The organism is Fluviicola sp. (assembly GCF_030151805.1).
GTDB lineage: Bacteria > Bacteroidota > Bacteroidia > Flavobacteriales_D > Crocinitomicaceae > Fluviicola.
This window is the reverse complement of the sequence record NZ_JASLCN010000172.1, coordinates 1-13,567: the sequence shown is the minus strand read 5'-3', so window position 1 is coordinate 13,567 and position 13,567 is coordinate 1. Positions and strand designations below refer to the sequence as shown.

The 13,567-nt window shown below is 40.6% G+C and carries 12 protein-coding genes, 1 tRNA gene and 1 pseudogene; 1 reads left to right on the top strand and 13 read right to left on the bottom strand.

Annotated elements, in window-relative coordinates; translation table 11 throughout:
• Positions 1-456: 456 nt before the first annotated feature.
• From Q1V93_RS06640 to Q1V93_RS06590, 11 genes are all read right to left on the bottom strand, one after another.
• The gene (locus Q1V93_RS06640) at positions 457-1,218 is read right to left on the bottom strand and encodes an energy transducer TonB (RefSeq protein WP_300663025.1); all 762 of its coding nucleotides are present in this window, start codon (positions 1,216-1,218) and stop codon (positions 457-459) included.
• Between the two features lie 483 nt (positions 1,219-1,701).
• On the bottom strand, positions 1,702-1,968 hold the full coding sequence (locus Q1V93_RS06635; RefSeq protein ID WP_300663023.1) for a GIY-YIG nuclease family protein: 267 nt from the start codon (positions 1,966-1,968) through the stop codon (positions 1,702-1,704).
• Positions 1,969-2,026: 58 nt separating this feature from the next.
• A tRNA-Val gene (locus Q1V93_RS06630) sits at positions 2,027-2,101 on the bottom strand.
• Between the two features lie 70 nt (positions 2,102-2,171).
• On the bottom strand, positions 2,172-3,416 hold the full coding sequence (locus Q1V93_RS06625; RefSeq protein WP_300663021.1) for a folylpolyglutamate synthase/dihydrofolate synthase family protein: 1,245 nt from the start codon (positions 3,414-3,416) through the stop codon (positions 2,172-2,174).
• Between the two features lie 4 nt (positions 3,417-3,420).
• Entirely contained in the window at positions 3,421-4,368 is a 948-nt protein-coding gene (locus Q1V93_RS06620) for a hypothetical protein (protein ID WP_300663019.1), read from the bottom strand.
• 79 nt (positions 4,369-4,447) lie between these two features.
• Positions 4,448-5,215: a hypothetical protein gene (locus tag Q1V93_RS06615; RefSeq protein ID WP_300663017.1), complete on the bottom strand. Its 768-nt coding sequence runs from the start codon at positions 5,213-5,215 to the stop codon at positions 4,448-4,450.
• Between the two features lie 220 nt (positions 5,216-5,435).
• The gene (locus Q1V93_RS06610; protein ID WP_300663015.1) at positions 5,436-5,831 is read right to left on the bottom strand and encodes a biopolymer transporter ExbD; all 396 of its coding nucleotides are present in this window, start codon (positions 5,829-5,831) and stop codon (positions 5,436-5,438) included.
• On the bottom strand, positions 5,822-6,556 hold the full coding sequence (locus Q1V93_RS06605) for a MotA/TolQ/ExbB proton channel family protein (protein WP_300663013.1): 735 nt from the start codon (positions 6,554-6,556) through the stop codon (positions 5,822-5,824). Before Q1V93_RS06605 ends, Q1V93_RS06610 begins: the two co-directional genes overlap by 10 nt.
• 171 nt (positions 6,557-6,727) lie before the next feature.
• Positions 6,728-7,912: a Na+/H+ antiporter NhaA gene (nhaA, locus tag Q1V93_RS06600; protein ID WP_300663011.1), complete on the bottom strand. Its 1,185-nt coding sequence runs from the start codon at positions 7,910-7,912 to the stop codon at positions 6,728-6,730.
• A gap of 7 nt (positions 7,913-7,919) precedes the next feature.
• Positions 7,920-9,149 (bottom strand): Glu/Leu/Phe/Val dehydrogenase dimerization domain-containing protein, encoded by a 1,230-nt coding sequence (locus Q1V93_RS06595; RefSeq protein WP_300663009.1) that lies wholly within the window; start codon positions 9,147-9,149, stop codon positions 7,920-7,922.
• 115 nt (positions 9,150-9,264) lie between these two features.
• A complete protein-coding gene (locus tag Q1V93_RS06590) occupies positions 9,265-10,308 on the bottom strand; it encodes an anhydro-N-acetylmuramic acid kinase (protein WP_300663007.1) in 1,044 nt (347 codons plus the stop codon).
• A gap of 97 nt (positions 10,309-10,405) precedes the next feature.
• On the opposite strand from Q1V93_RS06590, the gene Q1V93_RS06585 reads away from it, so the two are divergent.
• A complete protein-coding gene (locus Q1V93_RS06585) occupies positions 10,406-11,548 on the top strand; it encodes an acyl-CoA dehydrogenase (RefSeq protein ID WP_300663005.1) in 1,143 nt (380 codons plus the stop codon).
• Positions 11,549-11,720: 172 nt separating this feature from the next.
• Here Q1V93_RS06585 and murF read toward each other — a convergent pair whose 3' ends face one another.
• Both murF and Q1V93_RS06575 read right to left on the bottom strand, forming a co-directional pair.
• Positions 11,721-13,004 carry a UDP-N-acetylmuramoyl-tripeptide--D-alanyl-D-alanine ligase gene (gene murF, locus Q1V93_RS06580; RefSeq protein ID WP_300663003.1) on the bottom strand — a complete coding sequence of 428 codons (1,284 nt, stop codon included), beginning with the start codon at positions 13,002-13,004 and terminating at the stop codon, positions 11,721-11,723.
• A 57-nt stretch (positions 13,005-13,061) separates the two neighbouring features.
• Positions 13,062-13,567 (bottom strand): annotated as a pseudogene (locus Q1V93_RS06575) (hypothetical protein); the annotation flags it as partial.

Below are 13,567 nucleotides of genomic sequence, written 5' to 3'. Positions count from 1 at the left end.
GTTAAATTTTTATTCGTAGAAAAACAAATCCGGAAATAGAACTGCGATTGAGGAAACTGAATGAAATTGGTCGTTATGGAAGATTTGAGTTTTTCACCCTCCTTAATCCTCCCACTGCGCCTTTGCTGACCTTGCTTTGCCAAAGTGGCTTCACAAAGACAAGAGCTACAGCGCAAGCAAAAGGGAGGAAATTTTAAATTCCCTTAAAATTGGAAATCTGTTTCCGAAATATGAATAGAGAAGGGGATGCGGAGAGTGAGGGATTCACATTCATCTCTCGTTCTCCGCTCTCGCGCTGCAAAAAGAAAAAGCGAACCACTTTCGAAATTCGCTTTTTCTTTTTGTTGTGGGTAAGAGTGAACGGAAATGGAACCGATAACGGTTTTCAAATAGGAAAAGGGTCTAACAAGTATAGTGAATTTTGCACTTTTGCTTATTTGGTGTTAGGGACTTTATTTAATGTGCATATGTTAGTTTGAAGTTTACCGGCATATCGACTTGAACTGTCACAGTTTTATCATTTACGGTTCCAGGTATCCAATCATTTGGAATTTGTTTTACAGCATTAATGGCAGCTTCGTCAAATCCGTTTCCGATTTTATCTTTAATGAAATGTCCTGAAGCAATACCATTTTGATTAACATAAAAGGTAACAATTACTTTTCCGTTAAGACCTTTTTCAAGGGCGGAATTTGGGTATTTTAAATTTTCAAAAAAATAATGATTTTTCATCACAGAGGCTCCAATGAAAGAAACTGGAGTGTCAAGTTTTATTTTAATAGTATCATTATTCATAATAACCACTGATTCCTCTTCAGTTTTTTTTTCAATTGATGAAATTATCTTGTTCGAATCATAATCATATTCTTGAACTATTTCGCCATTGTAATTATAAAACTTCCAAATCCCAATCTTTTTTCCATTCGAATAATTCCCCGAACATCTTATTTTACATCTACCATTTTTTGTACCTCGCCAATCGTATTCTGACCAAATACTATCTTTTACACCCATTTTATAAAATCCAGAAATTAGGATGTCTTTTTTATATTTGATTTGTTTGTAAGATCCATGTCTCACATTGGTGTCAGAGGAAAGCACATAATAAACTTCTTTCTCCTCGTTCAATTCATCTGTAATTTTTGTGATTTTCTTTGTCTGTTGACCATGAGACAATACAGGGATTATTACAATAAATAATTGAACAAGTAATTTCATAATTAATTTATTTTTCACTAATATTTTTTGGCAAAGCAAGTTGTACTTTCTCTCTCTTTCGATGCTAATAACTTGTGTATGTAATTAACAGTTAACTGCTTACGGCTAATTTAAATCGGTTTTTCTCTGAAGTTCAATCTGTAATGGAACTTCAATAAATAGTTTTCGTCACGTTAGTACTTCAATACTACCGAAAAAAACTGATATACAATGTCTCCCAAGCAAAAGGGAGGATTTTTTTAAATTTCCTTAAAATTGGAAATCTGTTTCCGAAATATCAATAGAGAAGGTGATGCAGAGAGTGAGGGATTCACATTCATCTCTCGTTCTCCGCTCTCGCGCTGCAAAAAGGAAAAAGCCCAATAGAATGAGAAACAGAATGAGAATGAAGTGCAAAAAGAAAAAAGCGAACCACTTTCGAAATTCGCTTTTTTCTTTTTGTTGTGGGGAATGACGGATTCGAACCGCCGACATTCCCGATTGCTATGCATCGGGACGCTCTGAATCGACAGAGTTAATTAGTTTTTGAATCATTGTTTTGGATTTCCATGCTTTGATTTTCTTTTCAAATGTCAATGCTTCGGATTTTGTTTCGAATTCTTTTAAAAAGACTATTTCCCAATCTTTCGCTTGATTGGTGAAGCCCTTGTTTTTGGCGTTATGTTTTTTGAGGCGTTCAGTTGGATTTTCAGAAACTCCGACGTAGAATTTGTCTTTCGAAATGGAGTAGAGTATGTAAGTATAAAACATGAATAGCAAGTTTCTAAAAACAAAAAAGCCTTGCAAATTTTGCAAGGCTTTTTTTCTGTGGGGAATGACGGATTCGAACCGCCGACATCCTGCTTGTAAGGCAGGCGCTCTGAACCAACTGAGCTAATCCCCCATAATTTTTTATTTCTTTTGCTTTTTCCGAGTGACCGTTGTTTCTCGATTGCGAGTGCAAATATAAGGCATTATTTCTGTTTGGCAAGCGGTTTTTGAAAAAAAACTTCAAAAAAATCATGAATTAAAAAGAAGGAACCAAAAATCAAAATTGTATCTTCTTTGTTTGCAGATTCTTGGGCGCTTTTGAGTGCTGTCAACGGAGAATCAAAAAAAATCGCATTTTTGAACTTTGAAGCGGTTTTTTCCTTCAAATTCGCCAAAGTGATGCTTCTGGGATTGGAGAAAGTGGTGAAATAATAATTCGCTTTTACAGGTAAAATTTCCAAAATTGCATCCAGATCTTTGTCGGAGCTGGTGCTGTAAATGCAATGAAGTGTTCCTTTGTTCAAATTCGAAACGGAATCCATCAACACGTTTATTCCTTCGGCGTTATGTGCACAATCCACAATCGTGAGTGGTTGAGTCGAAATCATTTCCATTCTGCCGAAGAATCCGGTGTTTGTTTTCAGGTTGCGGATTCCCCGTTCTCTTGCATTCTGATCGCAAGAAAACCCCAGTCCGGATAAATAATCACAAACAGCAGAAACAATGCGGTAATTCCCGATTTGATACCCGATGATTTCTTTCGGAACAGGGGTTTCGGGATCCGGAATAATCAGTTGAGACTGATTTTTATCTGCAGCTGTTTTGAAGACCGGAAATGTTTCGTCATCGACTTCTCCCAAAACTACCGGAATATGCGGTTTGATGATTCCTGCCTTTTCAAATGCGATTTCCGCACGGGTGTTGCCCAAAATCTGAACATGGTCCAAACCGATATTGGTAATGACGGAAATCAGCGGCTGAATGATATTGGTTGAATCCAAACGACCGCCTAAGCCGACTTCTGCAATGACCAATGTACATTGGTTCTGACAGAAATATTCCAGGGCCATCATCCAGGTGATTTCAAAGAAAGAAGGTTGAATGCTCCACGCATGGTTTCGCACTTTTTCGCAAAATTCAATCACAAAAAGCTGATCAACCGGAATGCCGTTGATGCGGATGCGCTCGGTGAAGTCGAAGAGGTGAGGAGAAGTGAATAAACCGACCTTCTCATTGCTTTCGGAGAAAATAGAAGCAAGCATGTTTGAAACAGAACCTTTTCCATTGGTTCCTCCGACGTGAATGAAACGCAGTTTCTTTTCCGGATTGCCAAAAAAAGCGCTGAGTTCTTCAATATTTTTCAGTCCGGGATTGTATGCCTGAGCTCCCAGTTGATGGTATGCGGGAAATTGTTGAAACAACCATTCGATAGTTTCTGAATAATTCATAGCGTTATTGTGCTTTGAAATAATAGGTAATTGTTCCTTCCTGGATCGGTGTTGCGGCGTATTCAAAACGCGATTTTTTGGCGTAATTGATTGCTTGTTCTACGCAACAGGGATTTGCACCTTCCGGAGCCTGGGATTGTGCCCAGTAAACATCTCCGTTGGAGTTCACTTTGACTTTTACAACAATCTTTTCATTGACACCTTTTCCGCACATGTATCCGGGAATTTTGATATAATCCGGGTTGTTTTGATGAGGTTTCCGGCCGTTCATGTTCCATTCGGCCAGTGTTTTTCCCTGGACTCCTGAATTCGAACCGATATTTCCGCCGTTCCCGCCGTCTGTTCTTTGCTGCTGTTTCTTTTTCTCCTCGCGCTCTTTTTTGCGCTTTTCCATGTCTTTTAGGATTTTCTCACGTTCGGCAGCTCCGCCTTCTTTGGCGTAAAGCTCTTGTTCGAAATCATAAATGGATTGTTCCGGAGTTTTGGGTTTTACTTTTTCTTTTGGAGCGCTGGCTTCAGAAGTGGAACTTTCCGTTGTTTCCGGATTGTCTTCACGTTTTTCACCACCGTCTTTTGCCTGTGGTAAACCGTCACCGTTTTCACCCTGGTAATTGAACTGACTTGGCGGAGTTTCTTCCACATTCTGATTACTCAGGGTGAACTGAGTTGTGTCGGAAACTTCACTAAACGTCATGGAAGAAACGCCTTCGTAATTATTCACGATGACTTTTGCATACACAGAAATAAAACCAAGAACAATAAGACTTAATGTAACATACATTAAAATGACCGGTTGCCTGCTCCTCATTTGGTAAGCACCGTACTTTTTGTTTCGGTGCTCAAAAATCGTTTTGAAATTTTTCGCCTGTAATTCTTCCCATTCGCTATTATCCACATATTGATATAGTGAAAATAGAATAATGAGTATGAACAGAATATATACGAATACCATAAATCCCCCTCTCTATAAACCAGTTTAAATCTACAAGTAAAAAGTGAAGAAACGACTTTTTTAAGCCACTTTAACGAAACTAATTGGCAACAATACGAATTGTAATGGCTTCTTTCATGTTTTTAGTCGTTTCTGCCTTGTTGAAGCGTGCCTGACTTTCAACGGCTCTGATGACCTGATTGATCAAGGTCATGTCGTTGGTTGTGGAAGAAGCTTTTACATACACCGGTTTCCCGATGATGCTTCCGTCCGGGGCAACCAGAACGGATAAAACAATCTTACAATTTTCGTCTGATTTGATGCTGTTTGTATTCGGATTTTGTACCAGGTAGCGCCGGATGTTTCCTCCTGAACCAGGACCAGTTCCCGGGCCAGTTCCGTCTCCGTTGTCGTCACCGATTCCGTTTCCGTTCCCTCTGCCGGTTCCTCCGCCACTTCCTCCTGTTCCGAACGGATTATCGCTGGTATTTTCAGCGCTCGGAGGATTGTTATTCGGTTTATCGGTATTGGTTCTGTTTGACCCGCCGGATTTTACGTGTGTGGAACTGTTGTTTTGTGTCAGAATCTGCTCCATTTGTTCCGGAGTGGATTCTGTTTTTTCCGCTTTAGTCGGAGTACCGGAACCACCGCCACCGCCGCCCGGTTCCAACACAACTGCGTCCAGCGGAATTAACTCCATTTCCATATCCTTATAAAGCAATTGCTCCGGAAGTGGGGGAGTTGGAATGCGGTATCCAAGAAAATGAAGAATAGCCAAAAGCAAAAGAAATGCTGATACCGAAATAATGGCGGCAACTTTACGGTCTTTCACCTCGTAAGTTCTTTCTGTTTCAAAACTAAGACTCATCTTTCCTGAATTTAATTAATATCTTTTGGTAATGTACGAAGGATGATCAATTTTGTTCGTTGCAACAGAAGAGTGAATAGGATCAAAATGGTTCAAAGGGTTGAAACGTTAAAACAGTTCAAATTGAACCTTTAAACTTTTTGAACACTTGAACAGATTCCCTTCATTTTCAAGCAAGAAAACTCCAATCATCCACACTCTCGTACAGTGTATATCTTTTTTATCCGGCTTTGGTAGCGATTACGAACTTCAATTGGTGTTTCAATCCAAGTTGTAACAAGTCTATCAATTCCTGAACATCTAAGTCATACGCAGGACGAAGCACTACGGTTTCATCTTTTCGTAATTTTGTTTCCTGCAATAATCGTACCTCGAGATCCTGAGGTGCTACTTCTTCCTTGTCAAGATAGTATTTTTTATCGCTGGTAACGGTTAAAGTCAGGTGAGATCCCACTTTATTGTCCGTTTCTTTTGCATCCGGAAGCGGAACTTTCACCACGTTCGGGTTTGCTAATGTTGAGATGATCAGGAAGAACAAAAGCAAGAAGAACATGATGTCACTCATGGAAGAGGATTCGACTCCTGCATGAAAGCGTCTTTTACGATTTATTGCCATTTCCCCGGACGTTGAATAATATTTATAAATCCTAAGTTCGTTGACTGAATTTTCAAGGTGTAACTGTCAATCATCGCATTCAGAATGTGGTATGCCGAATAAGCGATAATACCTACCACCAAACCTGCACCCGAACTAATCATTTTTTCGTACAAACCTCCGGAGATGTTTCCGATACTTACATTCTCGGAAATGGAGATGTTGTAAAAGATTTTAATTACCCCGGCAATCGTACCGATAAATCCGAAGGTCGGAGCAATTCCGGCAATCAAACCAAGAATTCCCATTCCTTTTTCCATTTTAGCAACCTCGATATTGGCTACTTTTTCCATGTTGGATTCGATTTCTGAAACAGGTCTTCCGATGGTCTGGATTCCTTCGGCAACGACAGATCCGTATGCCGATTGGTCGCGTTGAACATGATTCAAAGCATCCTGGATATTTCCTTTCTCCAAATTCATGCGAATATCATTCAATAAATTCGGATTGTAGACAGACATGCGGCGAATGTAGCGGTAACGCTCAATTACGACATAAAGCGTGTAAAACAACAAGATAATGATCGGGATGATGAAGACACCACCTTTCATTACAAACTCCAATGCGGAAATTTTTTCTCCCGGTACTGCTTTTTCTGCTTCCTCTGCGGTTTTTTCAACAACTTGTGCCAAGCTTAAAAATGGAGTTGCCAAAAGTATAAATGTAAATATTGTTGCTTTTTTCATCTGGTTTATAAATGAATACATGAATCAATTTCCAAAAATACGCCCCAATAACAGATGATTCTCCCTTTGTTTAAAGAGATATTCACAGTATTTTGTTTATAGGGGATTGGAGTTTTACGATTCGCGTGTATACTTCAAATAATGAATCCGGATGGAATTCGTTACAGGAAACTATTTCTTTTCTTTCGGAACTTTGGAAGAGGAAGTCTTTCTGAAACTGAATTTGAGCCAAAAGTATCCGATCATTCCCGCTAAAAGAGAGGAAATGAGAATGGCAAATTTGGAATCGTTGATGAGGGTTTTGTCCGAGAAAGCAAGGATGGTTACAAAAATCGACATGGTAAATCCGATTCCGCCCAGGATCCCGACTCCGAATAACTTACTCCAGCTGGTTCCCGGCGGTTTGTCTGCCAATTTGAGTTTGATGGAAAGCCAGGTGAAAAGGAAGATTCCGATTGGTTTTCCGACAACTAATCCCAACACAATTCCCAGGCTTGCACTTTCAAAGAGCGCTTTGTCCCATCCAGGACCAATTTCGATGGCGGTATTTACCAAAGCAAACAAGGGAAGAATGAAAAAGGGAACAGGGTAGTGCAGTGATTCCTGCAAACGGTCCGAAGGAGAATGTTTTTCGGAAGAACTGCTGAAAGATGGAATCGCGAATGCCAGCAATACTCCGGTAATGGTGGCGTGAATTCCGGAATGATGCATAAAATACCACATCACGATTCCCAAAGGAATGTAAATCCAAAGAGAAGTTATTTTCAACCTGTTCAGCATCAGAAGGAATGCAAAAATTCCCAATGCAATCAACAAATAGAGCCAGAAAATGGTTTTGGTATAAAAAACAGCAATCACCACAATGGCTCCCAAATCGTCAATAACGGCAAGGGCAGTAAGAAAAACCTTGATTGAAACCGGGACTTTATTTCCCAATAACGAAAGAGCTCCCAATGCAAATGCAATATCGGTGGCCATTGGTATTCCGAATCCTGAAACGGTTGGTTTTCCAAAGTTGATCAGGATGAAAATACCTGCCGGAACAATCATTCCTCCCAAAGCACTGAAAATGGGCAATGTGGCTTTTTTGAGTGACGAAAGTTCACCAACGAGGAACTCACGCTTTAATTCCAGTCCGACCAACAGAAAAAAGACGGCCATCAGACCGTCATTAATCCAGTGTTCAAGGCTCAATCCGGCAAGGGAGTATTCCCAAAATTCCGTGTATTGTTCCTTGATAGAAGAGTTTGCAAGTAAAAGTGAAAGAATAGTAAACGCAATCAACGTCAAACCACTTGATTTTTCACTTTCAAAAAACTTTTTGAAAACCTGGCTATTTAGCTTTGCTTTAGCCATTCTCTTCTTATACTAATTGGTTCAGTGCGATTTCAAAAGCTCCTTTTGCGATTCCTGTTTTTGCAGGATTCTTCGCATGTGCTTTTTGCAATGCATCACGAATAATGTTGCTTGTATCTTCGAAAATTCCCTGATCCGTCAGTTCTTTCAAATCGTTACTCATCAAATAAGCAAAAACGCGTGCCATTCCACAGTTTGAAATGAAATCCGGAATGACGGAAAGGTGGTTGTCTGCATAATCTGCAATCGGACCGAAGAAAATTTCTTTGTCTGCGAAAGGAACATTTGCTCCGGCAGCAATTACCTGAACTCCGGCTTTGATCATGCGTTCTACCTGTTCTTGTGTAATTAAACGGGAAGCCGCACAGGGAATGAATACATCTGCCTGGATATCCCAGATCTTTGCATTGATTTCTTCAAAAGACTTCAAGTCCGGATGAACGATTTCGTTTCCGTTTTTAGTCAGGAATAAGTGTTTGATTTCTTCCAGAGAGAAACCGTTTTCATTGATCAATCCGCCAACGCGGTCAATGATTCCAACGACTTTCGCTCCGGCTTGTGCCAGGTAATAAGCTCCTGCTGAAGCCACATTTCCCCAGCCCTGAACGATGACTTTTTTTCCTTGAATGTCGCCGCCCCAGATGTTGTAGTAATGTGCAACGGATTGCGCCACTCCATAACCGGTAATCATATCGGCAACCACATATTTTTTCTCAATGCTCGGACTGTATTGTTTGTCTTCAATCACTTTCAAAACTCCCTGACGAAGTTGTCCGATACGATTGATTTTTTGTGCTTCTCTCGGTTGGAAGTGCCCGTTAAAAACACCTTCCTGCGGATGCCAGATTCCACAATCCTCCGTAATCGGAATCACTTCATGGATTTCATCTACATTTAAATCTCCACCGGTTCCGTAGTAATGTTTCAAAAGCGGTGTCACAGCTGCGTACCATCTTCTCAAAACACCTTCTTTACGCGGATCTTTCGGGTCGAAGTTGATTCCTGATTTTGCTCCACCGATCGGAGGTCCGGCAACGGTGAATTTTACTTCCATCGTTTTTGCAAGACTTTCCACTTCGCGTTTGTCCAAACCAACACGCATACGTGTACCACCACCGGCAGCACCACCGCGTAAGGAGTTAATAACGACCCATCCTTCTGCTTCTGTTTCGGCATCTTTCCACTCAAATACAATTTCAGGGCGCTTATTTTCAAACTTGTGAAGTAAATCTTTCATGGTATTGTTCTTCTATTAATAGCATTCAAATATTGAACTGCAAAAGTAGGAATTATTGGTCTTTTAGCATGAAAAGAAATGGATCTGGTTAAACTATTTGCGCAACTGCAAGATTTTAAGGCAAATGATGCACCCCTCCGATGACGTTTTTACTCGCCCCGGTCACACTTGCAATGCAATTCGGTTCGTTATTTAAATTCAGGGCTCCCAATAAGCCGAAAATGAGGGCTTCTTTGTAATCAATCAGTTCTTTGTCGACGGAAATAATTTCACCGTCATAATACCGCTTGAAACGTTCGATCAGGAACGTATTTTTGGCTCCTCCTCCGGTAATCATCACGCGTTTGAGGTTGTTTTTAGTGCAGATTTCTCCCAGTTGAATGGCAATGTGTTCGACCACAGTTGCTAAATTGTTTTCGATGTCTTTATCAAACTTCAGCAAAGGGTAGAAGTATTGCTCCAGCCATTCGGTTCCAAGTGATTTCGGACCTTCTTCCTGGTAATAATCCAAACTGTTCAGCAAATCCAATAAGAAATAATTCAATTCTCCGGCTCTTGCCAAATCACCGTTCTTGTCGTATTCCAGATTTTTGGAGCGTGCCAGTTTGTTCATCGGAAGATTCGCAGGACAGATGTCGTAAGCTTTTACGATACCTTTTTCCTCAAAACTGATGTTTGCAAAACCGCCGATATTGATAAATCCATCTGCTTTTGCTCCAAACAGGTAAAAATCCCCGATGGGAACGAGCGGAGCTCCCTGTCCGCCGAATAAGACATCTTTGGTTCTGAAATCTCCGATGGTGGTAACTCCTGTTTTCACCGCAATTACAGCGGGATTCCCGATCTGAGTGGTGAAACCGCGTTGCGGCTGATGAAAAATGGTTTGTCCGTGGGAAGCAATCGCGTCCACTTCTGTTTTTGTAATCTTATTTTCGGCTATGAATTCATTGATGCAGGATGCGAAAAACAATCCCAGGTCGTGATCCAAAGTCGCTAACTGAGAGCCGGTTAGTTTGGTGGCTTCGTGCAGACTGGAAAGCAGGATTTCGGTAAACGGAACTGTTTTTGACGCATGAAGTACAAACTCCCAATTTTTATCTGAAATCTTGGTGTAGCTGGCATAAGTTATGTCAACCCCATCCAGAGAAGTTCCTGACATCAAGCCGATTATTTTGAATGAAATCATAAAAGACGAAAATTAAGTTTTTATAGGTACATTTGTCCTCTGAACAAATATAAAATAAACTGCGATACAGATGAATTTCGAATTGACAGAAGAACAACAAGCGGTAAAAGAAGCTGCGCGTGATTTCGCTCAAAACGTTTTAAAACCTGGGGTAATAGATCGGGATAGAGATCAAAAATTTCCTGTTGAAGAAATGAAACAACTGGGTGAACTAGGATTCTTAGGAATGATGGTTGACCCGAAATACGGAGGTGGCGGAATGGACACCATGTCTTATGTGTTGGCGATGGAAGAGATTTCAAAAGTGGATGCTTCGACTTCTGTTTGTATGTCTGTAAATAATTCCCTTGTTTGCTGGGGATTGGAAAAGTTTGGTAACGAAGAACAAAAAGTAAAGTTCCTTACTCCGCTTGCTAAAGGGGAAAAGATCGGAGCATTTTGTTTGTCTGAGCCAGAAGCTGGGTCTGATGCTACCTCTCAACGTACAACAGCTGTTGATATGGGAGATTACTATTTGTTGAACGGAACAAAAAATTGGATCACGAATGGTTCTACAGCTTCAACGTATATTGTAATTGCTCAGACAAACCCTGAATTGGGTCACAGAGGAATCAATGCATTGATCGTAGAACGTGGAATGGAAGGTTTCATCGTTGGTGCGAAAGAAGATAAATTGGGTATTCGCGGAAGTGATACACATACCTTGTTGTTTAACGACGTAAAAGTTCCGAAAGCGAACCGTATCGGAGAAGATGGATTTGGATTCAAATTCGCGATGAAAACACTTTCAGGAGGTCGTATCGGGATTGCTGCTCAGGCATTAGGAATTGCTGCAGGAGCTTTTGAATTGGCTGCGGCTTACTCGAAAGAGCGTAAGGCATTCGGAAAAGAAATTTACAAGCACCAGGCAATTGCATTTAAAATCGCTGATATGGCGACAGAAATCGAAGCTGCCCGTTTGTTGGTTTACCGTGCTGCTGCAGATAAGGATGCTGGCAGAAACTTCGATCAGTCTTCAGCAATGGCGAAATTGTATGCTTCAAAAGTAGCAATGGAGCAAACAGTAGAAGCTGTCCAGATCCACGGAGGTTACGGATACGTGAAAGAGTATCATGTGGAGCGTTTGATGCGTGATGCGAAAATTACTCAGATTTACGAAGGAACTTCTGAAGTACAGAAAATCGTTATTTCAAGAAATATTCTGGCTGATTAATTAGTCGGTTTACAAGATAAAAAAGCCGGGGTGAAACATGTTTCGCCCCGGCTTTTTGTTTATACTTTTTTGTTTGATTCTTTGTTCTGAATTCCAGATCCGGCAAAGGCTGTTCGCAATATCGCGAACTTTCAGCCAGCCAGGAAAAATAAGCTCATTTTTTCGGCGATAATTAAAGGTACGGAATCACCTTCTCCAAAGAAATTCCTCTCGATCCTTTCAAAAGAATCAGTAAGTCTGATGGTGGATTATTTGTGAAATGCTCAATCAACGGATCTGTTGATTTCAAAAAGATCGCATTCGGATGCATTCCTTTAAACTTCAGAAATTCTTCTCCGATGAAAAAACCGCTTAAGCGAAGATCAATGGTTTGCTGAATCACTTCTTCGTGAACCATCGGAGCATCATCTCCCATTTCGCGCATATCACCAAGAATAAAAATCTTTGCGTGATTATCAATTTTTGCAAAACTGGATAGGGCAGAGCGCATACTTGTCGGATTGGCATTGTAGCAATCAACAATCAGTGTGTTTTTATCCGTTTTAGTGACTTGTGAGCGATTATTTGTGGGTTGATAGTCAGAAATAGCTTTGTTGCAATTTTCGGCACTGATACCGAAAAAACGGCCGATCCGGATAGCTGCCAGGAAATTGATGAAATTGTATTCTCCAACCAGGTTTGTTTGAATAGCCGGACTCGTATAACCGGGTTCGCTCCAGTTCATATTCACAAACGGAGTGAGACTTAAAAGTTCGCCGTGAAGCTCTGAAGCATCATTGTAAAAATGATTTTGAGTTGCAGCCGGTAGTTTGCTCATGATAATCTCATCCTGCTTATTGGCGAAAAGATGGCCTTTATTTGCAGCCAGAAAATCAAACAATTCGGTTTTGGTTTTAATAACGCCTTCCAATGATTTGAATCCCTCCAGATGAGCTCTTCCGATGTTGGTAATGATTCCATGGGTAGGAAGTGCTATTTCTACTAATTCTTTGATATCTCCCGGTTTGTTCGCTCCCATTTCAATTACGGCAATTTCATGAGATTCGTTTAACTGGAGGAGGGTGAGTGGAACGCCGATATGGTTGTTCAGGTTTCCTTGAGTGAAGTGAACCTTGAATTGTGTGCTTAATGTTGCGGAAATTAATTCCTTGGAAGTTGTTTTTCCGTTACTCCCGGTGATTCCGATCACAGGAATCTGAAAATGATTTCGGTGGTACCGGGCTAAATCCTGAAGTGTTTTCAGAACATCTTCTACCAGGAACGTTTTTCCTTCAATCTGATAATCCGGGTTGTCAATAACAGCTGCAAGAGCCCCCAGTTTGATTGCTTCTTCTGCGAATGTGTTTCCATCAAAGTTTGCACCTTTCAAGCAAAAGAACAGTGATCCTTCCAGGATTTTACGTGTATCGGTTTCTACTCCTGAGCTGGATTGAAATAGACTGTAGAGTGTTTCCATATATCATGAAAAAACCCCGACAGTTAACTCATCGGGGTTTCTATTAAGATTTGAATATTATTTTTTCTTTTTCTTCTTTTTACCGTAGTTGTGTCCTACTGGACTTCCGATACGATCCATCGCACAACGGAACCCGATTGTACAAGTTGATTGTGCTTCATCCAGGTATCTTCTGGATCCTGCGTTCAACCAGTATGCGCGATCTCTCCATGAACCTCCTTTGTATACTCTTGATTTATCAGAAATCAATGTTGTTGGCCAGGATGTTCTGTCTTCCGGTTTGATTGGAGTACCATTCAAATCGTATGTTTCGTATTCGTTTTGGTACATGATCAGATGAGGATCACGTGTTGCTTCGTTGATTCCATTTTTACGATCATCGTTATCGTAGTAAATAGAGCTCTCGATATCACCATCCAGGTAATCAATGTAATCATCTTTACGGTAATTCAAACGACCGATGTTTTCTTCTTCAGTTACATTACGGTATTTCAATTTACCCGGAGTGCCGATAATAAATTGGCTGAATCCTTCACGTAGCAATGGAATGATTTCGAATGAAT

Coding starts and splice junctions, on each gene's coding strand:
- Q1V93_RS06640 (WP_300663025.1), bottom strand. CDS start 1,218: ATGAAATTACTTGTTCAATTATTTATTGTAATAATCCCTGTATTGTCT.
- Q1V93_RS06635 (WP_300663023.1), bottom strand. CDS start 1,968: ATGTTTTATACTTACATACTCTACTCCATTTCGAAAGACAAATTCTAC.
- Q1V93_RS06625 (WP_300663021.1), bottom strand. CDS start 3,416: ATGAATTATTCAGAAACTATCGAATGGTTGTTTCAACAATTTCCCGCA.
- Q1V93_RS06620 (WP_300663019.1), bottom strand. CDS start 4,368: ATGGTATTCGTATATATTCTGTTCATACTCATTATTCTATTTTCACTA.
- Q1V93_RS06615 (WP_300663017.1), bottom strand. CDS start 5,215: ATGAGTCTTAGTTTTGAAACAGAAAGAACTTACGAGGTGAAAGACCGT.
- Q1V93_RS06610 (WP_300663015.1), bottom strand. CDS start 5,831: ATGGCAATAAATCGTAAAAGACGCTTTCATGCAGGAGTCGAATCCTCT.
- Q1V93_RS06605 (WP_300663013.1), bottom strand. CDS start 6,556: ATGAAAAAAGCAACAATATTTACATTTATACTTTTGGCAACTCCATTT.
- nhaA (WP_300663011.1), bottom strand. CDS start 7,912: ATGGCTAAAGCAAAGCTAAATAGCCAGGTTTTCAAAAAGTTTTTTGAA.
- Q1V93_RS06595 (WP_300663009.1), bottom strand. CDS start 9,149: ATGAAAGATTTACTTCACAAGTTTGAAAATAAGCGCCCTGAAATTGTA.
- Q1V93_RS06590 (WP_300663007.1), bottom strand. CDS start 10,308: ATGTCAGGAACTTCTCTGGATGGGGTTGACATAACTTATGCCAGCTAC.
- Q1V93_RS06585 (WP_300663005.1), top strand. CDS start 10,406: ATGAATTTCGAATTGACAGAAGAACAACAAGCGGTAAAAGAAGCTGCG.
- murF (WP_300663003.1), bottom strand. CDS start 13,004: ATGGAAACACTCTACAGTCTATTTCAATCCAGCTCAGGAGTAGAAACC.